Annotated in this window: 21 protein-coding genes; 8 read left to right on the forward strand and 13 right to left on the reverse strand. The window is 69.7% G+C overall.

The features are described from left to right. The first annotated feature begins 21 nt into the window (after window positions 1–21). On the forward strand, window positions 22–1,287 hold the full coding sequence (locus ABGB19_RS10030) for a molybdopterin-dependent oxidoreductase (protein WP_347685753.1): 1,266 nt from the start codon (window positions 22–24) through the stop codon (window positions 1,285–1,287). Window position 1,288: 1 nt separating this feature from the next. Next, a complete protein-coding gene (locus ABGB19_RS10035) occupies window positions 1,289–1,759 on the forward strand; it encodes a hypothetical protein (RefSeq protein WP_347685754.1) in 471 nt (156 codons plus the stop codon). Here ABGB19_RS10035 and ABGB19_RS10040 read toward each other — a convergent pair. From ABGB19_RS10040 to ABGB19_RS10050, 3 genes are read right to left on the reverse strand one after another with little or no spacing between them, the layout of a single operon-like run. Beyond that, window positions 1,756–2,382, reverse strand: a complete 627-nt coding sequence (locus ABGB19_RS10040; protein WP_347685755.1) for a class I SAM-dependent methyltransferase — start codon at window positions 2,380–2,382, stop codon at window positions 1,756–1,758. The genes ABGB19_RS10035 and ABGB19_RS10040 overlap by 4 nt on opposite strands. Further along, the gene (locus ABGB19_RS10045) at window positions 2,382–3,044 is read right to left on the reverse strand and encodes a DUF2064 domain-containing protein (RefSeq protein ID WP_347685756.1); all 663 of its coding nucleotides are present in this window, start codon (window positions 3,042–3,044) and stop codon (window positions 2,382–2,384) included. The genes ABGB19_RS10040 and ABGB19_RS10045 overlap by 1 nt, the downstream gene beginning before the upstream one ends. Then, complete coding sequence (locus ABGB19_RS10050) at window positions 3,041–3,697, reverse strand: glycosyltransferase family 2 protein (protein ID WP_347685757.1); 657 nt, start codon at window positions 3,695–3,697, stop codon at window positions 3,041–3,043. Before ABGB19_RS10050 ends, ABGB19_RS10045 begins: the two co-directional genes overlap by 4 nt. Before the next feature lie 102 nt (window positions 3,698–3,799). On the opposite strand from ABGB19_RS10050, the gene ABGB19_RS10055 reads away from it, so the two are divergent. Continuing rightward, the gene (locus ABGB19_RS10055; RefSeq protein WP_347685758.1) at window positions 3,800–4,501 is read left to right on the forward strand and encodes a response regulator transcription factor; all 702 of its coding nucleotides are present in this window, start codon (window positions 3,800–3,802) and stop codon (window positions 4,499–4,501) included. After that, the gene (locus ABGB19_RS10060) at window positions 4,502–5,527 is read left to right on the forward strand and encodes a HAMP domain-containing sensor histidine kinase (protein ID WP_347685759.1); all 1,026 of its coding nucleotides are present in this window, start codon (window positions 4,502–4,504) and stop codon (window positions 5,525–5,527) included. 58 nt (window positions 5,528–5,585) lie between these two features. Here the strand turns inward: ABGB19_RS10060 and ABGB19_RS10065 are convergent, their stop codons facing one another. Then, window positions 5,586–6,938, reverse strand: a complete 1,353-nt coding sequence (locus ABGB19_RS10065) for an adenylate/guanylate cyclase domain-containing protein (protein ID WP_347685760.1) — start codon at window positions 6,936–6,938, stop codon at window positions 5,586–5,588. Window positions 6,939–7,046: 108 nt separating this feature from the next. Here ABGB19_RS10065 and ABGB19_RS10070 point away from each other — a divergent pair, with 108 nt between their 5' ends. Continuing rightward, window positions 7,047–7,493 carry a nitroreductase family deazaflavin-dependent oxidoreductase gene (locus ABGB19_RS10070; RefSeq protein WP_347685761.1) on the forward strand — a complete coding sequence of 149 codons (447 nt, stop codon included), beginning with the start codon at window positions 7,047–7,049 and terminating at the stop codon, window positions 7,491–7,493. A 7-nt stretch (window positions 7,494–7,500) separates the two neighbouring features. Here ABGB19_RS10070 and ABGB19_RS10075 read toward each other — a convergent pair whose 3' ends face one another. The 7 genes from ABGB19_RS10075 to ABGB19_RS10105 all read right to left on the reverse strand — a co-directional run bounded on the left by ABGB19_RS10075 (window position 7,501) and on the right by ABGB19_RS10105 (window position 12,600). Continuing rightward, window positions 7,501–7,869: a hypothetical protein gene (locus ABGB19_RS10075; RefSeq protein WP_347685762.1), complete on the reverse strand. Its 369-nt coding sequence runs from the start codon at window positions 7,867–7,869 to the stop codon at window positions 7,501–7,503. An 80-nt stretch (window positions 7,870–7,949) separates the two neighbouring features. Beyond that, entirely contained in the window at window positions 7,950–9,077 is a 1,128-nt protein-coding gene (locus ABGB19_RS10080) for a nitronate monooxygenase family protein (protein ID WP_347685763.1), read from the reverse strand. Between the two features lie 22 nt (window positions 9,078–9,099). Further along, a complete protein-coding gene (locus ABGB19_RS10085) occupies window positions 9,100–9,906 on the reverse strand; it encodes an alpha/beta hydrolase (protein WP_347685764.1) in 807 nt (268 codons plus the stop codon). Next, complete coding sequence (locus ABGB19_RS10090) at window positions 9,906–10,937, reverse strand: NAD-dependent epimerase/dehydratase family protein (protein ID WP_347685765.1); 1,032 nt, start codon at window positions 10,935–10,937, stop codon at window positions 9,906–9,908. Before ABGB19_RS10090 ends, ABGB19_RS10085 begins: the two co-directional genes overlap by 1 nt. Then, entirely contained in the window at window positions 10,934–11,713 is a 780-nt protein-coding gene (locus tag ABGB19_RS10095; RefSeq protein WP_347685766.1) for an S-methyl-5'-thioadenosine phosphorylase, read from the reverse strand. The genes ABGB19_RS10090 and ABGB19_RS10095 overlap by 4 nt, the downstream gene beginning before the upstream one ends. Before the next feature lie 40 nt (window positions 11,714–11,753). Continuing rightward, window positions 11,754–12,335, reverse strand: a complete 582-nt coding sequence (locus ABGB19_RS10100; RefSeq protein ID WP_347685767.1) for a hypothetical protein — start codon at window positions 12,333–12,335, stop codon at window positions 11,754–11,756. A gap of 46 nt (window positions 12,336–12,381) precedes the next feature. Next, window positions 12,382–12,600: a hypothetical protein gene (locus ABGB19_RS10105; protein WP_347685768.1), complete on the reverse strand. Its 219-nt coding sequence runs from the start codon at window positions 12,598–12,600 to the stop codon at window positions 12,382–12,384. Window positions 12,601–12,641: 41 nt separating this feature from the next. Between ABGB19_RS10105 and ABGB19_RS10110 the strand changes: the two genes are divergently transcribed. After that, on the forward strand, window positions 12,642–13,514 hold the full coding sequence (locus ABGB19_RS10110) for a 1,4-dihydroxy-2-naphthoate polyprenyltransferase (RefSeq protein ID WP_347686220.1): 873 nt from the start codon (window positions 12,642–12,644) through the stop codon (window positions 13,512–13,514). Window positions 13,515–13,554: 40 nt separating this feature from the next. On the opposite strand, the gene ABGB19_RS10115 is transcribed toward ABGB19_RS10110, so the two are convergent. Together ABGB19_RS10115 and ABGB19_RS10120 are read right to left on the reverse strand one after the other, a co-directional pair. Then, entirely contained in the window at window positions 13,555–14,697 is a 1,143-nt protein-coding gene (locus tag ABGB19_RS10115) for a DUF1214 domain-containing protein (protein WP_347685769.1), read from the reverse strand. Beyond that, window positions 14,694–15,269 carry a TetR/AcrR family transcriptional regulator gene (locus tag ABGB19_RS10120; protein ID WP_347685770.1) on the reverse strand — a complete coding sequence of 192 codons (576 nt, stop codon included), beginning with the start codon at window positions 15,267–15,269 and terminating at the stop codon, window positions 14,694–14,696. Before ABGB19_RS10120 ends, ABGB19_RS10115 begins: the two co-directional genes overlap by 4 nt. A 28-nt stretch (window positions 15,270–15,297) precedes the next feature. Here ABGB19_RS10120 and ABGB19_RS10125 point away from each other — a divergent pair, with 28 nt between their 5' ends. Continuing rightward, window positions 15,298–16,563 carry a sulfotransferase gene (locus tag ABGB19_RS10125; protein WP_347685771.1) on the forward strand — a complete coding sequence of 422 codons (1,266 nt, stop codon included), beginning with the start codon at window positions 15,298–15,300 and terminating at the stop codon, window positions 16,561–16,563. 57 nt (window positions 16,564–16,620) lie between these two features. Beyond that, the gene (locus ABGB19_RS10130) at window positions 16,621–17,622 is read left to right on the forward strand and encodes a MoxR family ATPase (RefSeq protein WP_347685772.1); all 1,002 of its coding nucleotides are present in this window, start codon (window positions 16,621–16,623) and stop codon (window positions 17,620–17,622) included.

Genomic DNA, 17,622 nt, shown 5'->3' on the forward strand with positions numbered 1-17,622 from the left:
ATGGAGCGGGACGCTGGAGGCATGGGCGACGGCGAGAAGCCGACCGCGCCGCGGCTGATCCGCTGGCGTAGTCCGCTGCGTGGCCTGTGGTTGACCTCGATGCTCGGCGCGGTGCTGCTGGTCACGCTGCCGGTCGTCATCGTCACCGGACTGCTGTCCTACATCGCCTACGGGCCGCAGTTCGGCCAGGCGATCCCCGCCGACGTCGGCTGGCTCAAACTGCCGACCTTCGACTGGCCGACCGATCCGTCCTGGTTGTACCGGCTCAACCAGGGCCTGCACGTGGTCCTGGGCCTGGTGCTGATCCCGGTCGTGCTCGCCAAGCTGTGGTCGGTGATCCCCCGGTTGTTCGCCTGGCCGCCGTCCCGGTCGATCGCCCAACTGGCCGAACGGCTTTCATTGTTGTTGCTGGTCGGCGGGATCCTGTTCGAGATCGCCACCGGCGTGCTGAACATCCAGTACGACTACATCTTCGGTTTCAGCTTCTACACCGCCCACTACTTCGGCGCGTGGGTGTTCATCGCGGGATTCGGGATGCACATCGCGCTCAAGATCCCGCGGATGCGGGCGGGCCTGAGGTCCCGGTCGATGCGCGAGGTGCTGCGCACCGGTCGCGAGGACACCGTCGCCGACCCGTATGAGCCCGACGGCCTGGCCGCCGCCGAGCCCGGTCCCGCAACGCTCAGCCGCCGCGGCGCGCTGGCCCTCGTCGGTGGCGGGGCGCTGTTGATGGCCGTGCTCACGGCCGGCCAGACCATCGGCGGGTGGTCGCGACACACCGCACTGCTGCTGCCGCGCGGGCAGACCCGCGGCGACGGTCCCAACGACTTCCAGGTGAACCGGACCGCGGCCGCTGCCAGGATCACCCCCGACCTGACCGGTGAAGCGTGGCGGCTCACCCTGACCGGCGGGCCGAAACCCGTCGTGCTCGACCGCGCGGCGCTGGCCGCGATGCCGCAGCACACCGCGCGGCTGCCGATCGCGTGCGTGGAGGGCTGGTCGACGACCGAGACGTGGACCGGTGTGCGGCTGGGCGAGCTCGCCGCGTTGGCCGGCGTCACGGCGCCGGCGTCGGCGTTCGTCCGGTCGGTCGAGCGGCGCGGGGCGTTCAACCGCGCGACCCTGCAGGGCAACCAGGTGCTGCACCCGGATTCGCTGCTGGCGTTGCGGGTCAACGACGCCGACCTGTCACCGGACCACGGATTCCCGGCGCGCATCATCGTCCCGGCGCTGCCCGGGGTGCACAACACCAAATGGGTCGGCTCCATCGACTTCCGGAGCACCTGACATGCGCTCCGCAGTGGCCCGGTTCCGCGCGGCGTACGGATCGCATCCGCTGCACCTGCTCACCCTCGTCGCCGGCTTCGCGTTGTTCGGCTATGTGCTGGCCACCGCCACACCGGCCGCGCTGTGGAACCAGCGCACGTGGTGGCAGTCGATCCTGGTGTGGTTCGCGGTCGCGATCATCGCCCACGACCTGGTGCTGTTCCCGCTCTACGCGCTGGCGGATCGAATCCTGCTCGCCAGCAGGAGATTCCGCACACGGGTGGCCGTGGTGAACTACGTCCGGGTACCCACCCTGGCCTCCGGGCTGACGCTGCTGGTTTTCCTGCCCGGCATCATCGAGCAGGGTGCGCCGACGGTGTTCGCGGCGACGGGCCAGACCCAGGAACCGTTCCTCGGGCGCTGGCTGCTGCTGACCGCCGCCATGTTCGGTGCCAGCGCCGTCGTCTACGCCGTGCGATCGGCGATGCGTTAGGCCGTCAAGCACGCGACGACGCGGCTGCCGATCGGGTGGATCCGCGTCAGCACCAGGCCGGCCTCCTCGGCGATCTCGGCCGCGCAGTCGATACCGACCGAAGCCCACTGAAACCACGGGCCGACCGTGCGCGACGACTCCAGCCGCACCCACCCGGCGCGCACGCCCCGGGTGATCGCCTCGAACTCGGCGATGCAGCGGCCGCCGTGCCGCAGCAGTTCCGCCGCGCGCCGCAGCATCCGGTGCGGGTCGCCACCGAGGCCGATGTTGCCGTCGGCCAGCAGCACGGTCTGCCAGCGCCCCGCGCCGGGCAAGGGCCCGAACACGTCCCGCCGCAACACCGGCGCACCGCTACGGCGCGCCAGTCCGACCGCGGTGGCCGACTGGTCGACCCCGAGGGCGGGGATGCCGCGCCGGACCAGCTCGGTCACCAACCGGCCCGGGCCGCAGCCGAGGTCGATGGTGGGACCCTCACACAGATCCACGACGGCGTGATCGAAGCGACCATCGGCGTGCCGACCGCCGAGCCACCGGCGCACCGGAAGGTGACGCACCTCGCCGTCGTCGTGCCGGACCCAACAGCGCTCACCGTCGAGCGCGCGATCGTAGAGATTGCCCAGCATCAGACGCCCACCGCCCTTGTCGCACGGGCGAATCGGCTGTCCGCGGAGCACATTCGACGCACCGCCTCGATGTCGTCGATGGTGTCGAAGTCCGCGAGCTCGGCGACCAGGCTCACCGCGATGCCCGTCGCCGACAGCGCGGCGAACGTCAGCACGCCGGTGTCCGGCCGCGACATCGGCACGGTGCGCAGGCAGTCGGCCATCGCCGGTTTCCTCACCCCGAGGACCCACCACCCGCCGTCGTCGGCGATGCCCAGGACAGCGTCGGTGCCCAGCAGCGACCGCGCACACTCGGCCAGCATGTCGGACGTCACCTGCGGGGTGTCCATGCCGATCTGCAGCACCGGACGACCGCTCGATGCGTCGGCGTGTGCGTTGGCCAACCGCTCGGCGAAATCGGCGCCGCGTTGCTTCACGACGGTGAAATCGGCCAGGCGGCTGCGGATCTCGGCACCGCACGCCGCGTCGCTCAGCTCGCCGGTCAACGCCACGACCCTTTCCTGCGCGGGCGTGGCGGCCACCGCGTCGAGGGTGTCGAGCAGCGCGGCCGCGGCGATGCCCGCGGCGGCGTCCTCGCCGATCGACGCGGCAAGCCTGGTCTTGGCCAGACCCGGCACCGGGGCCTTGGCGACCACCAACGCGGTCACGGGGAGCACTGTCACGAGATCACCCGCCAGAAGTCCATGGCCGCCACGACACTGCCGCGAAGCGACCCGCTCACCTTCGATTTCCCGCCCGTTCGCGGGCCGTAGTCGACGTCGCGCTCCACCACGTGCCAGCCCGCCGCAGCCGCCCGGACCAGCAGTTCAAGCGGATACCCCGATCGGCGGTCCTCGACACCGAGACCGATCAGCGCGTCGCGGCGCGCGACCCGCATGGGGGCGATGTCGTGCACCGGCAGCCCATGCCGACTGCGCAGCCGCCAGCACACCGCCGCGGTGCCCAGCCGGGCGTGCCACGGCCACTTGAGGCCCTCGACGGCGCGCCGGCGCCCGATCGCCATGTCGGCGCCGCGGTGCAACTCGTCGACCAGCGCGGGCAGCTCACCGGGGTCCAGCGACCCGTCGGCGTCGATCACCGCCACGATCGGCGTCGTCGCCGCGACCACGCCGGCGTGCACCGCGGCGCCGTAGCCGGGACGTTTCTCGGTGACCACATCGGCCCCAAGGTGCCGTGCGACCTGCGCCGTTTCATCGGTGCTGTTGTTGTCGACGACGAGCGGCCGGTACCCGGCGGGCAGTGCTGCGAGGACTCCGGGCAGCGATTCCGCCTCGTTGAGACAGGGCAGCACCACCGTGACCGGACAGTCGGGCATGACCCCGAGGCTAGCCACACCGGTCAACCCCCAATCAGTCGTTTGGTGACGAATCCGTGACATCGGCGCAGGTAGTGGCTGCGCCGGACTACTCTCGGGCGTGTGACCCGGGTGCTGATCGCCGACGACGACATGGTCGTCCGTGACGTCGTTCGCCGCTACCTGGAGCGCGACGGTCTCGAGGTCGCCATCGCCCACGACGGAACCGAGGCGTTGCGGCTGCTCGGATCGCAGCGCATCGACGTCGCGGTGCTCGACGTGATGATGCCGGGCCCGGACGGGTTGACGCTGTGCCGCAGCCTGCGCCAGCGCGGCGACTACACCGTGCCGGTCATCCTGTTGACCGCGCTCGGCGAGGAGGACGACCGGATCGCGGGGCTCGAGGCCGGCGCCGACGACTATCTGACCAAACCGTTCAGCCCGCGCGAGCTCGCGTTGCGGGTGCGCTCGGTGTTGCGGCGGGCGCCCGCGCCGACGGGCCGGCTGCCGATCGACATCACCGTCGGCGATCTGACGGTGGCGACCGCGTCGCGGACGGTGACGATCAACGGTGCGCCGGTGTCGTTGACCAACCGCGAGTTCGACCTGCTGTTGTTCTTCCTCACGCACGCCGACACCGTGTTCACCCGCGAGGAGCTGCTGAAGCAGGTGTGGCACTGGGACTTCGGTGATCTGTCGACCGTGACGGTGCACGTCAAGCGGTTGCGGTCGAAGCTCGGCGAGCATCACCGCGTGCAGACGGTGTGGGGTCGCGGCTACCTGTGGAGCGGCGAGGAGCGCGTGCGCGAGGACCAGAGGGCGTAGGTGCCGACCCACCTCTGGGAGATCGCCGGGCTCGCCCTGGCGTGTTCGGTACCCGTCGTGCTGGCCGGAGCGCTCGTCGTCCGGTTGGCGCGCTCGTGGTCGCTGGCCGTGAGCATGGTGGCGCTGGTGCTGATTCCGGTGTTGGCGACGTTCACCGGGGTGCTCGGTGCCAGCGGGTTCATGATCACCGAGACGTTCGAGCAGACGGCGGTCGTGCTGGTGATCGTGTCGGTGGTGACCATTCCGGCGGCGGTGATGCTGGCCCGCTACCAGGCCCGACGCACGGTGTGGGAGCAGGAGATCCGCGAATCCGAGCGGGCGGCCGAGCAGTCGCGCCGCAGGCTGGTCGCGTTCGTCAGCCACGACCTGCGCACCCCGCTGGCGGGCATCCGAGCGCTCTCCGAAGCGATCGCCGACGGCGTGGTGCCCGACGCCGAGGTGGGCGTGCACGCCAAGACCATCGAGCAGGAGTCCATCCGGCTGTCCGAGATGGTCGACGACCTCTTCGAGATGTCGAAGATCAACGCCGGCGCGATACAGCCGGTGTTCGACAAGGTGGCGCTCGACGAGGTCGTCGACGATGTGCTGACCGCACACCGGATCGCCGCAGAGCGCGCGGGTGTGCAGTTGAAGGCCGAACTGCCCGAGACGCCGGTGCGGGTGCTTGGCAGTGACCGTGCGCTGGTGCGGGTGCTGTCGAACCTGGTGGCCAATGCGATCGCGCACACACCGGAGGGCGGTCGGGTGTCGCTGGCGCTGGGCGCCGACGAGAACGGGGCGTGGGCGCGGGTCGACGACACCGGCGTCGGGATCGACGAGGCGGACCTGCCGCGGGTGTTCGACGTCGCCTACCGGGGCTCGAATGACCGGGTGCCACGGGCGGACTCGTCTCTGCCCAGCGGATCGGGGCTGGGCCTGGCGATCGCCGCGGGCCTGGTGCAGGCCCATCGCGGCACGCTGACGGCCCGCAACCTGGGCACCGGCGCGCGTTTCGAGGTGCGGTTGCCGCTGGCCGCCGAGGGCTGACGGCTGCGCGCCGAATGTAACGTTACGGCGCCTTTTTCGGCCGAATCACGCCATGGCGTTACACTCGCCGATCGGTCGCCGAGTCCACGGCATAGACGCGCCATGGCCCCGGCAAGCCTTTGAGATCGTGTTCTCCGCGATCGGCGAACGGCAGACCCGAACCGAGCACCAACGGTGGAATCACGCTGGACACCAACACTTCTCCCGCTCGAGCCAGCGACAAGATGCGTGCCGCGACGTGGACGGCGATGCCGTGCACGTCGTCGTCGGCCTTCTCGATCTCACCGGTATGCAGACCGGCCCGGATCGACACGCCGATGTCTCGAACCGCCTCGCTGACGGCGCGCGCACATTCGATCGCGCGGGCCGGGCCGTCGAAGGTGGCCAGGACGCCGTCACCGGTGAACTTGACCAGCTCACCTCGCCAGCCGGCCACGTGCCGCTCGACCAGGCGGTCATGGGCGGCCAGCACCCGGCTCCACGCGTCGTCGCCCAGAGACGTTGCGCGAGCGGTGGAGTCGACGATATCGGTGAACAGAACGGTTGCCAGGACCCGGTTGGACGGCCGCGCGCCCCGCGTGCCGGTGAGGAAGGTCTCGACCTCGTCCAGCACACTGTCGGCATCGCCGGCGAACCACAGACTGTCGTCGCCGTCGAACTCGGCGAGTCGGGCGTCGGGTATCCGGTCCGCGAGGTAGCGAGCATGGCCGCACCGGACATGGCGATCGCCCCGTCGGCTGAGCACCAGCGTCGGCGCCTGGATGGTCGACAGCAGCGGACGGACGTCGGTGTGCGCGAACAAGTGGAATGCGCGCTTGAACCCACCGGGGCCCAGCGCCAACCGTTCGCAGCGGGCCCACCACCGCACCTTCGCGGCGTTGTTCGCCCAACTCGGAGCGAGTATGTCGACGGTCGCTCCGGTCCCGACATTGCGCCCGAAGGCCTCGACGTACCTCTCCAGGTCTCGCTCTGGGAACCCGAAGGGCTGGTCGGGCGCGCGCAGGAAATAGGCGTAGGAACTCGCCAGCACGAGTGACCGAACTCGTGCCGGCTGGCTGGCGGCGAGCATCATGACGGCGAGAGCCGACTCGGTCATCCCGAAGACGGCTGCCCGCTCGCTGCCCGCCGCATCGAGCACCGCCAGCAGGCAATCGGTCCAGACTTGCATCGAGGGATTGCCCGGGGGCGCCGCGTCGGAACTGCCGACGCCCAGCAGGTCGGTCATGATCAGCCGGCTGAACGATGCCAGCCGGCCGAGATGTTCCGCCACCGTAGGGTCGTCCCACAGCAAGTCGATGGGAAGGTTCGGGCTGAGGACCAAGAGCACATCGGGTCCATCACCGCCGACGACCTGATACGCGATATGAAGGTCATCGGCGACGGCGTACCGCGTCTCTGGCGTGCCCCCCATGGCCGAAGCCTCCCACGTTTGCGCTGGCTGGCGACGGTGTTTACGCGGCCCATTGTTTTTGAGTGATCACTCAACTACTGTTGCCCGTTAGCCGAGAAGGAGGTTGTGATGGGAACGAGAAGTGCCGAGAAGGCGCGGCGCAAGTTCAAGATGGAGCGGCAACTGGGCCGCGTGGTGATGAACCCCGTGGTCGCTGTGCTGGACCGAATCGGCGTGCGCTCATCTCTCGTGGTCGAACTGGAGACCGTCGGCCGCAAGTCCGGCGAGCCGCGCCGCGTTCCGCTGGCCGGCCGGGCCGACGACGCGGGAGTGTGGGTGATCTCCCAGCACGGCCGGCGCGCCGGGTGGGCCTACAACATCGCAGCCAACCCGAAGGTGCGCGTCCGCATCGATGGCGAATGGCGGACCGGCACAGCGACTTTCGAGCCCGACGACGACGTGCGTGCCCGCGCCCGCAGCTTCGGGGGCGCAGGCAGGCTCGGTCAGTCGGCGACGGCGTTGACGATGCGCGCGATGGAGAGCGACCCCGTCTCGGTGCGGATCACCTTCGACTAGCGAGGACTCAGGGGACCCGGGTCCAGGGTTCGCAGTTGCGCGTCTCGAAGGCCTTCACCGTCTCGTTGAGAGTCGCGTACATCGGGCCGATGGACATATTCGTCGCGACCACGTGGTCCTTGTTCGCATCGGGGGTGCTGTAGGTGAACCACAGGCACATCGAGTCCTGGGTCGGCACATCGTTGATCCAGATCTGCCAGTTCGACGCCGTCCCGTCGGTGCGGTAGAGGCCCGGCGCGACGTCGGGACCGACGAGGAAGAAGCCGCTGCCCGGGATCGGGTTCAGCGGCTGGGCAGCGGCCGGCGCCACCGGCGCGAGCACCGCCACAGAGGCGACGATCCCGGCCGCTGTCTGCCGCATACGCATGAGAGACATCCTCCTCCGACCATCGCCGAGCGCACGCTTGTTCGCGGATCTTCTCGCGATCGGGTGCAACAGGCGTGCGCTCGCGGAGGTTAGTCGGGCAGTGAATTGCTCAGTCGCTCGGTGGCCGCGACGTAGTCCTCGATGAACTCGCGCACCACCTCGCGGGCCGGCTTGACCTTGTTCATCAGGCCGACGCCCTGGCCGACGAAGTACGTCGCGAGCGCCTGCGCACCTTCATGACCTTGCGCGGCAAGCACATCGACGCGACGGATGACGGGCTCGCACAGCATCGACTGCAGCGGCAACGGCAACGGCTTGCGCCCGCCCTCGAACGGCGTCCACGCCTGGGTCCAGTCCGAAACCAGCTGTCGTGCAGGCTTTCCGGTCCGGCCGGCCGAGCGCACCGTGTCGCGCGACGAGGCCGCCAGGAACTTCTGCTTGGTGTGCGGCGCAGTCTCGGCCTCCTCAGTGGTCAGCCACACCGATCCCGTCCACGCACCGTCGGCGCCCATCGCGACGGCGGCCGCCATCTGCCTGCCCGTGACGATCCCGCCCGCGGCCAGCACCGGCACCGCACTGCCGATGGCCGCAAGGGCCTCCAAGACCTCGGGCACCAGCACCAGCGTCGTGACCTCACCGCAGTGCCCACCCGCCTCGGTGCCCTGCGCGACGATCAGGTCGACGCCTGCGGCCACCTGCTTGACGGCGTGCTCCTTCGCGCCGACCAACGCCGCCACCGGCACGCCGTGCTCCTTGCCCGCTTCGATCATGTAATCCGGCGGCACTCCGAGCGCGTTGGCGATCAATCGGATCGGGTGGCTCATCGCCACCTCCATCAACTCCTTGCCGGTGTTGCCCGACAGCGCCGCGCCCCCCATCCGCGGCGACGTCTCCGGTTCGATGCCGTGCGAGGCCAGCAGTTCGGTGACGAAGCCGCGGTACTCGTCGGGGATCCGGTCCGCCAGATCGGCCGACGTGATGTTCTCGCCTTTGCCCTCGTACTTGGCCGGCACGATCAAATCGACGCCGTAGGGCTTGCCGCCGACGTGGTCGTCGATCCACCTCAGCTCCTGGTCCAACTGCTCCGGCGTGTACGCCGTCCCGCCGAGCACTCCGAAGCCGCCGGCGTTGGTCACCGCGGCGACCACGTCGCGGCAGTGGCTGAACGCGAACAACGGGAAATCGATGCCGAACCGCTGACAAATTGCTGGCTTCACCCGGCCAGTATTACCGCCGGCCTCACCGCCCCGACAGGAACCTCCCGATCTCGTCGAGCATCTGCGGCCCGGCGAGCAGGTCGAGATCGTTGTGACCGGCATCCGGCACCACGACGTAGCGCTTCGGCTCGTTGGCGGCGTCGAACAGCCGCCTGCTCATCGGCTCGGGGACGATGTCGTCGCGGTCGCCCGCCACGACCAGAACCGGAGCGGTCACCGACCCGATGCGCTCGATCGACGGGTACCGGTCCATCAGCAGCCAGCGGACCGGCAGCCAGGGGTAGTGCACCGCGGCGACGTCGGGCAGCGACGTGAACGGCGAACGCAACACCAGCGCATGCGGCGCCCGCTCCGTTGCGAGCTCGAGAACCACTGCCGCGCCGAGGGACTCGCCGAAGTAGACCATCCGGTCGACGCCGGGCTGCGCGGCCAGCCATGCCTGCGCCGCTCGCGCATCCGCGGCCAGGCCCTCCTCCGTCGGGCGTCCCGGGTTCCCGCCGAAACCGCGGTAATCCAACAGCAGCACCGACATTCCCAGGCGGTTCAGCGCCGCCGCGAGCGGCACCCGCATCGAGCGGTCGCCGCCGTTGCCGTGGCACACCAGCACCGCCGGCCCGGCGCCGTCGACAGGGAAGTACCAGGCGTTCAGGCCGATACCGTCGTCGGTGCGGATGGCCACATCGCTACCGTTGGGCAACACCGCCGACGCCGGTGGCAGCGGACCCGAAGTCGGGAAGTAGATCAACCTCCGCTGCTGCGACCACAGCGCCGCCACCACACCCGAAGCCACGAGCGTGACGATAACGACCGCGGCGACGGTGCGGCGCATCAGGCCCGCAGCGGTGCGAACGCGAACTCGCGCAGGCCGTCGCGCGGATCGACGGCCGCACGGAAGCCGAGCACTCGCGCGGCTCGAGCGGGATCGGCCACGATGTGGCGCACGTCGCCGCTGCGGTACTGGCCGGTGACGACCGGTGGCGCGTCACCGCGGGTCTCGCACAACTCGGTGGCCACCTCCATGATCGAGATCGGCCGTCCCGAGCAGACGTTGAACGCGTCGAAACCATCGAGGTCGGACTCCACCGCCGCCACGTTGGCCGCCGCGACGTCGTCCACGTGGACGAAGTCGCGCATCTGCCCGCCGTCCTCGAAAACCCTTGGCACGTCGCCTGATTCGAGCTCCGACCGGAAGATGGCCGCCACCCCCGAGTACGGGGTGTCGCGGGGCATGTACGGACCGTAGACGTTGTGGTAGCGCAGCGCCGTGACGGCGCCGCCGGTCGCGTCCGCCCATGCCAGCGCGTAATGCTCCTGGGCGGTCTTGCTGGCCGCATACAGGCTGCGGGGCCGAAGCGGCGCGTCCTCCGACACCAGTCGCCAGGCCACCAGCGACCCGCAGTGCGGACAGCGGTGCTCGAACACGCCCGCGTCGAGATCCGCGCGGGTACGCGGTTGCGGGTCGACGGCGCCGTGCTGCGGACACACGTAGCGGCCCTGGCCGTAGACCACCATCGAGGACGCCAGCACCAGGCGCCGGCAGCCCGCGGAGAACATCTCGGCCAGCACGACGGCGGTGCCGTAGTCGTTGTGGGAGGCGTACGACGGCGCGTCGGCGGCGTTGACGCCCGCCCCCACCACCGCCGCCTGGTGACACACCACGTCGACGTCGCGCATCAGCGGCGCGAGCGCCGACGTGTCGCGGATGTCGACCACCCGGCACTCCTGCGGCGCCTGTGCACCGGGGCCGTGCGCGGCGGGAAGCATTGCGTCGACGGCGATCACGTCATGACCGGCGTCGCGCAGCGCGGCGCCGACCCGGGCTCCGATGAACCCCGCCGCGCCGGTCAGCAGAACTCTCACGGCAGATCGAAGGGCAGTTCGACGCCGTCGTGCGGCGGGCAGTGCGTGCAATCGTTGGCCTGGGCGACACTCTCGATGGCCTCGTGCACGAGTTTCTTGAACGGCACCAGGTTGCGCTCGAACTCGGCGAACACATCGACGGCCCGCACGGCGGTTCCGCTGTCGATGCCGGCGTCCAGATCGGTCACCAAAGCGATGGCGGCATAACACATCTCGAGCTCGCGGGCCAGCACCGCCTCCGGGTAGCCGGTCATGTTGACCAGCGTGAAGCCTTGATTCGCGAACCAACGACTCTCGGCGCGGGTGGAGAACCGCGGGCCCTGGATCACCACCATGGTCCCGCCGTCGACGACGCCGGGCAGGTCGGCCGCCGCCGCCCGCAGGGCCGGGCAGTACGGGTCGGCGAACGCGACGTGGATTCCCGAAGAGTCGAAGTACGTGTCGGCGCGCCCGGAGGTGCGGTCGACGAGTTGATCGGGCACCACCATCGACCCCGGCCCCAGGCCGGGGGTGAGGCTGCCGACCGCGCACGGGCCGAAGACGCGTCGCACCCCGAGCGCGCGCAGTGCCCACATGTTGGCCCGGTACGGCACGGTGTGCGGCGAGAACTCGTGGTTGACACCGTGCCGCGGCAGGAAGGCGACCTCGTGATCGCCGACCGAACCGACGGTGATGGGTGCGCTCGGTTCGCCGTAGGGGGTGTCGAGGTTGATGGTGCGAGCATCGGCTCCGAAGAACGAGTAGAAACCGCTACCGCCGATGACTCCGAGCATCAACCGCTCCTCGCGTGCGCGGGCATGGTCTCTATTGTGTCCCCTACCCCCGGTAGAACATCACCGGAGGCAACGGGCGAATGCCGCCACCGCTGTTGCGGGCGTCGAAGCGCACCCCGGACGCGATGTCCGCGGCGTCGCCGACGACCAGGCCACCGACCGCGTGGAAGCGGCCCAGCACGCCGCTGATCAGGAAGCGGAAGCCGGAGTCGGTGGCGCGCACGCCGAACAGGACCGGTGAGACGCCCGCGAGGTAGAGCCACAGCGAGGAGAACAGCCGCTCGTCGGTGCGCTTGGCGGGCAGCGTCGCGTGGTGTAACGGCACCCCGTCGGCCGACGACGCCAGCAGGAAGTCCTGGTCGCGGCCCGGCCCGTAGACGTCGGGCAGTTTCACGCAGACCGTGCGGATCGCCTCGCCCTCGGTCGGCGGTGCGATGCGCACCACCGCGGGGAGGCGGCGGCCGGCGAGCAAGAGATCGGTGCCGCCCGGGAGGCGCGCATCGTCGTCGAACACCAACTCGGCCTGCCGCACGGGCGCGTCGAGGGCGAAAAGCCCGCCGATTCCGCCGGCGACCGCCGACAGCGACGAGGTGATCACCGTCGACAAGGTTTCCAGGATGGCCACGCGTTGCATCTAGCCAGGGGCGCGCGCGGCTAAACGGGTGCGCGGCTTACGCGTCTGTGACGCCGTCGTCGAGTCGTTGCGATGCGCGGCGAACCCCGTCGCGGATCTCGAACGCGTCGGTGGCGAACCCGCCGATGGCGTTCGCGACGTCCTTGACCGCGGTGGTGATGATCGACGCGACTTCCCCGACCGTCGACACGCCGGACTCGAAGATCTCCTGGGCGGCGTCCTTGCGGATCTCCGTCTTGCTGAGTCGGTCGTCCATGCGCTCAGTCTGCCACGGTTGGGCGCGTGCAAGACTGGCTCGTGGCCACATTCGCGCAGTGGGTGGAGGGCGCCCGCCCCCGCACCCTGCCCAACGCGATCGCACCGGTGATCGCGGGTACGGGCGCCGCGGCCTGGCTGCACGGCGCGTCCTGGTGGAAGGCGCTGCTGGCATTGGTTGTGGCCGTCGCCCTGATCATCGGGGTCAACTACGCCAACGACTACTCCGACGGCATCCGCGGCACCGACGACGTCCGGGCGGGGCCGTTGCGGCTGGTCGGGTCGAAGATCGCGACGCCGCGGTCGGTGCTGACCGCCGCTGTGGTGAGCCTGGCCGTCGCGGCGGTGGCCGGGGTGGCGCTCGCGTGGGTGAGTGCGCCGTGGCTGATCGCGGTGGGCGCGGTGTGTATCGCCGGCGCATGGCTGTACACCGGTGGCTCCAGGCCATACGGCTATCTCGGCCTCGGCGAGGTCGCGGTGTTCGTCTTCTTCGGCCTCGTCGCGGTGCTCGGCACGCAGTACACCCAGGCGTTGCGGATCGACTGGGTGGGCGCCGCGGTCGCCGTCGCGCTGGGCGCCATGTCGTCGGCGGTGCTGGTCGCCAACAACCTGCGCGACATTCCGACCGACAAGGAGTCGGGCAAGATCACGCTTGCGGTGCGCCTGGGCGATGCGCGCACCCGGCTGCTGTACCAGGCGCTGCTGGTGGTGGCGTCCGCGCTGACGCTGGTGCTGATGCTCGCGACACCGTGGGCGGCGGTCGGCCTGGTCGCGCTGCCGCTCGCGGTCCGGGCGGCCGCTCCGGTGCGCAAGCGCCTCGGCGGCAGGGACCTGATCCCGGTGCTGCGCGACACCGGGCTGACAATGCTGGTGTGGGCGGTGGCCGTCGCCCTCGCGCTTGCGATTTCGGCGTGAAAACGTGCGCTGAGCGCACGAAATCACGCCCAATTCGCTCTTAAGTGAGGGCCGTCGGGGCGTCGCCGGCCTTCATCAACTGGACGTCCGGGCGGGCCGGGACCTGATCGGCGAGGAACCAGCGAAACGCCAGGTTGCCGCGCGGATAGTCCACCGTGGTGATCGAATTCGGGTGTGCGGTAATACCTCTCGAGATCACCACCGTCACCGACCCGTCGGAGTTCGGCACCGCGCTGTAGCCGTTGACCGACGTACGCGCGTCGGTGATGCCGGCCATGAACTGATTCCAGATGACCAGGTTCCAGAACCGGCACGCCGGCGGCCGGTGCGTGACGACGAGCGCCTCGTCGTCGTCGAGCACGAAGCTGCCGTAGGCGTAGCAGGCGTCGCGCGCCGACCAGCCGAAGTTCGCATCGGGAACCTGGTACGGATCGGCGAATTGGTTTGCCACCTGCGAGATTTCGTGGCCCAACGTATGCGTGTCCGCGACACGCACGCCGACGGCCAGCGGCACGATCGCGAACATCGTGCGCAGCCACGCCGCACTCGCCCGCAGCGCGGCCGCGGTCTCGGCGTCACCGTGGCGGATGGGATCCGGCTCGTCGAGCGCCTCGATCCGCCAGGACACCGGCCTGCCGGTCAGCGGGTCGGCCTGATAATCGCGCGTCACCAGCACCACGCCGTCGTCGGTGGGCCCGTAGTCGAAGGAGAAGTTGCCGTCGGAGTCCAGGGCACCCGAACTGTGGAGCTGGTCGTCGCGGATGAGCGCGACCACCCGGTCCGACCACGCGCCGGGAGACGGTTCGTTGTACGCGGTCACCGAGAAGTAGACGCTGTCGCCCTTGTTGCCGCTGATCCGGTAGCGGCGTTTCGGGTCGACCGGACACATGAAGTAGTAGGCGTCGGTGTTGTCGCCGCCCCAGCGGCGATCGCGGCGGAACGGGGTGTTCAGCTCGACCCATTGCGGCCTGCTCGGCTCGGCGAACAGGTAGGTGTCCATCGCGACGCCGAGCGTCGTCGCGAGCATGCGGTAACCGTCGGCGATGTGACGGTCGTCGGAGACGGCGCGATCACCCTCGGTGAAGACGCGGTCCAGACCGCTCAGGGTGTCGAGCAGCTCGTGCCACGCTTTCGTGGATTCGTAGGCCGGAGCCGCCCCGGCGGCGACATCTTGCTCGGTCATGCGCGTATTCCTCTCGTGATGAACTCGGCCGTGCGGTCGATCCAGGCGTCGTCGAGGCCCTCGCCGCGGGTGATCAGCGCGAGGAACGTCATGCCCGCGACGGCCTCGACGAGGTCGGCCGCCGCCACCTCGGACCGGACCTCGCCGCGGGACACCGCGGCGTCCAGACGGTCGGTCAGCCCGCGCGACAGCACGTCGGCGAAGCGCTCGAGCAAGGCGGTGTGCAGCGCGGGATCGGCGGCCATCTCGCCGACCAGGCCGGGCAGCGCCGCCCGCGCGGCCGGAGTGGTCAGCACCGCGGCGGTGCGGCGCACCATGTCGCGGACGTCGCCGGGCAGCGAACCGGTGTCGGGCAGTTCGGTGGCGGCCCCGACCGGGAACACCGCCTCGTGCACGACGTGGGCCTTGCCGGGCCAGCGCCGGTAGATCGCCGGCTTGCTGGTTCCCGCGCGACGGGCGATCGCGTCGACCGTGAGCTCGGCGTATCCGGTCTCGCCGAGCAGTTCGACGGTCGCGCTGAGCACGGCGCTGTCGATGCGTTTGTCACGAGGTCGGCCGATTTCCGTCGTCATTACGAAACTGACAGTAACATAACTGCCTGTGACCGACACCACACCCGCGCCCGTCACGCTCGACGACCTCGAAGAGCCACGCTTCCCCGCCGAGATCGAGCCGATCCGCGAGATGATGGCCGCGATGGCGCCCGACTGCCCGCTCGACGCCGACGTGCTGCACGCGAAAGCCAGCGCCGAGACCGGGCTCGACGACTTCGGCCCCGACGATTACCGCGAGCGCCTCGACGTGTATCTTGCTGCGCTGCAGGAGATTCGGGGATTGCACGACGCGGGCGTCGTCAACTTCCACGCCCAGCTGTTGCAGTTGCTGAAGAACCGCCTGCTGCTCACCGATCTACTGCGCCGCCATCCCGAGATCCACGACATCGAGTTGGCGCCGCCGGTGGTGATCGCCGGCCTGCCGCGCACGGGCACCACCCACCTGCACAACCTGCTCGCCGCCGGCCCGACGTTCCGCTCGATGCCCTACTGGGAGAGCAACGAACCGTTCCCGCTGCCGTCGGAGGCCGGGGCCGAACCGGATCCGCGCCGGGTCCGGATGGACGCCGCGGTCGAGTTCATGAACGCGGTGATGCCGCACTTCCCGCTGATGCACGAGATGACGACCGACCACGTGCACGAAGAGATTCAGCTGCTGGCCAACGACTTCTCGACGATGTTGTTCGAAACGCTGGCGCACGTGCCGCGCTGGCGTGACTACTACCTGTCGCACGACCAGACGCCGCACTACGAGTACCTGGCCACCCAGTTGAAGGCGCTGCAGTTCCTGCGCGGCGGCAGGCGCTGGCTGCTCAAGTCGCCGCAGCATCTGGAGCAGTTGCCGGTGCTGAACAGGGTCTTCCCCGACGTGGTGGTCATCGCCACCCACCGCGACCCGGTGCCGGTGGTGCTGTCGATGCTCGCGATGCTGACCTACACCGCGCGGATGCACTGCTCGCCGGTGCCGGTCCAACAGATTGCGGCGTGCTGGATCGACCGGCTCGAACTGATGCTCAACGCGCTGATCCGCGACCGCGACGTCATCCCCGTCGAACGCTCCATCGATGTACGGTTCGACGACTTCATGGCCGACGAAATGGGCGTCGCCGCAACCGTTTACGAGCTCGCCGGCGAAACCCTGTCCGACGAGGCCGGTGCCGCCATGACCAGCTACCTCGCCGGACATCAGCGCGGCCGGTTGGGCCGGGTGGCGACGTCGGCGCAGATGTTCGGACTCGACGAACGCGATCTGCACGCCCGCTTCGCGCCGTACGTCGAGCGGTTCCTCGCGGTCAGAACGGTGTGTGAATAGCCTGGCTCGGGTATCCCGACGCGGCACCCACGTCGGGGCATGACTCGAAAGGCATCAATGACCGCAGCACGCACGCAACTTGACCAGCGCGAACTCGCGGAGGCCCAGCGTGTCGTCGGCGCGATCTCCGAGGCGTTCGCCGCGAAGGTGGTCGGCCAGGAGAACCTGCGCGAGTCGCTGCTCATCGGTCTGCTGGCCGGCGGCCACATCCTCATCGAGAGCGTGCCGGGACTGGCCAAGACCACCGCCGCGCGCGTCATCGCCGAGTCGATCCACGGCGGGTTCCGCCGCATCCAGTGCACGCCGGACCTGCTGCCCAGCGACATCATCGGCACGCAGGTGTACGAGGCGGCGACCAACTCGTTCGTCACCCAGCTCGGGCCCGTGCACACCAACATCGTGCTGCTCGACGAGATCAACCGCTCCAGCGCCAAGACCCAGAGCGCGATGCTCGAGGCGATGGAGGAACGCCAGACCACCATCGCGGGCACCGAGTACCCGATACCGGAGCCGTTCCTGGTCATCGCGACTCAGAACCCCGTCGACCAGGAGGGCACGTATCCGCTGTCGGAGGCGCAGACCGACCGGTTCCTGCTCAAGGACGTCGTGCACTACCCGTCGGCCGAGCAGGAGGTCGAGGTGATGGCCCGCATCGACGCCGGCCTCTACGACAGGAACCACCGCAGCCGGCCGGTGGCCGATCTCGCGGACGTGCGACGGCTTCAGGCCGTCGTGCGCCATGTGCACATGGATCGTGCGCTGATGCACTACGCCAGCCAGTTGGTCAGCGTGACGCGCGAACCGGAGCAGCACCTGCCCCGGCAACTCGCCCGGCTCATCGAGTACGGTGCGAGCCCACGCGCCACCATCGCGTTCTGCTCGGCCGCGCGCGCCCTGGCGCTGCTCGACGGTCGCGGCCACGTCCTCCCCGGCGACGTGGCCAGGCTCGCGCACCGGGTGCTGCGGCACCGGCTCATCCTCGGTTTCGAGGCGGCCAGCGCCAAAGTCACCCCCGAGGTGATCATCGACGCTGTCCTGCAAGCGGTTCGAGTGCCCTAG

Origin of the sequence: Mycobacterium sp. B14F4 (assembly GCF_039871645.1) — a bacterium.
Taxonomy (GTDB): domain Bacteria; phylum Actinomycetota; class Actinomycetes; order Mycobacteriales; family Mycobacteriaceae; genus Mycobacterium.

What these genes read in the sequence shown, in the direction of transcription:
- ABGB19_RS10120 (WP_347685770.1), bottom strand. Translation starts at nt 15,269, where the DNA reads ATGACGACGGAAATCGGCCGACCTCGTGACAAACGCATCGACAGCGCC.
- ABGB19_RS10050 (WP_347685757.1), bottom strand. Translation starts at nt 3,697, where the DNA reads ATGCCCGACTGTCCGGTCACGGTGGTGCTGCCCTGTCTCAACGAGGCG.
- ABGB19_RS10130 (WP_347685772.1), top strand. Translation starts at nt 16,621, where the DNA reads ATGACCGCAGCACGCACGCAACTTGACCAGCGCGAACTCGCGGAGGCC.
- ABGB19_RS10115 (WP_347685769.1), bottom strand. Translation starts at nt 14,697, where the DNA reads ATGACCGAGCAAGATGTCGCCGCCGGGGCGGCTCCGGCCTACGAATCC.
- ABGB19_RS10070 (WP_347685761.1), top strand. Translation starts at nt 7,047, where the DNA reads ATGGGAACGAGAAGTGCCGAGAAGGCGCGGCGCAAGTTCAAGATGGAG.
- ABGB19_RS10035 (WP_347685754.1), top strand. Translation starts at nt 1,289, where the DNA reads ATGCGCTCCGCAGTGGCCCGGTTCCGCGCGGCGTACGGATCGCATCCG.
- ABGB19_RS10040 (WP_347685755.1), bottom strand. Translation starts at nt 2,382, where the DNA reads ATGCTGGGCAATCTCTACGATCGCGCGCTCGACGGTGAGCGCTGTTGG.
- ABGB19_RS10105 (WP_347685768.1), bottom strand. Translation starts at nt 12,600, where the DNA reads ATGGACGACCGACTCAGCAAGACGGAGATCCGCAAGGACGCCGCCCAG.
- ABGB19_RS10030 (WP_347685753.1), top strand. Translation starts at nt 22, where the DNA reads ATGGGCGACGGCGAGAAGCCGACCGCGCCGCGGCTGATCCGCTGGCGT.
- ABGB19_RS10085 (WP_347685764.1), bottom strand. Translation starts at nt 9,906, where the DNA reads ATGCGCCGCACCGTCGCCGCGGTCGTTATCGTCACGCTCGTGGCTTCG.
- ABGB19_RS10075 (WP_347685762.1), bottom strand. Translation starts at nt 7,869, where the DNA reads ATGTCTCTCATGCGTATGCGGCAGACAGCGGCCGGGATCGTCGCCTCT.
- ABGB19_RS10065 (WP_347685760.1), bottom strand. Translation starts at nt 6,938, where the DNA reads ATGGGGGGCACGCCAGAGACGCGGTACGCCGTCGCCGATGACCTTCAT.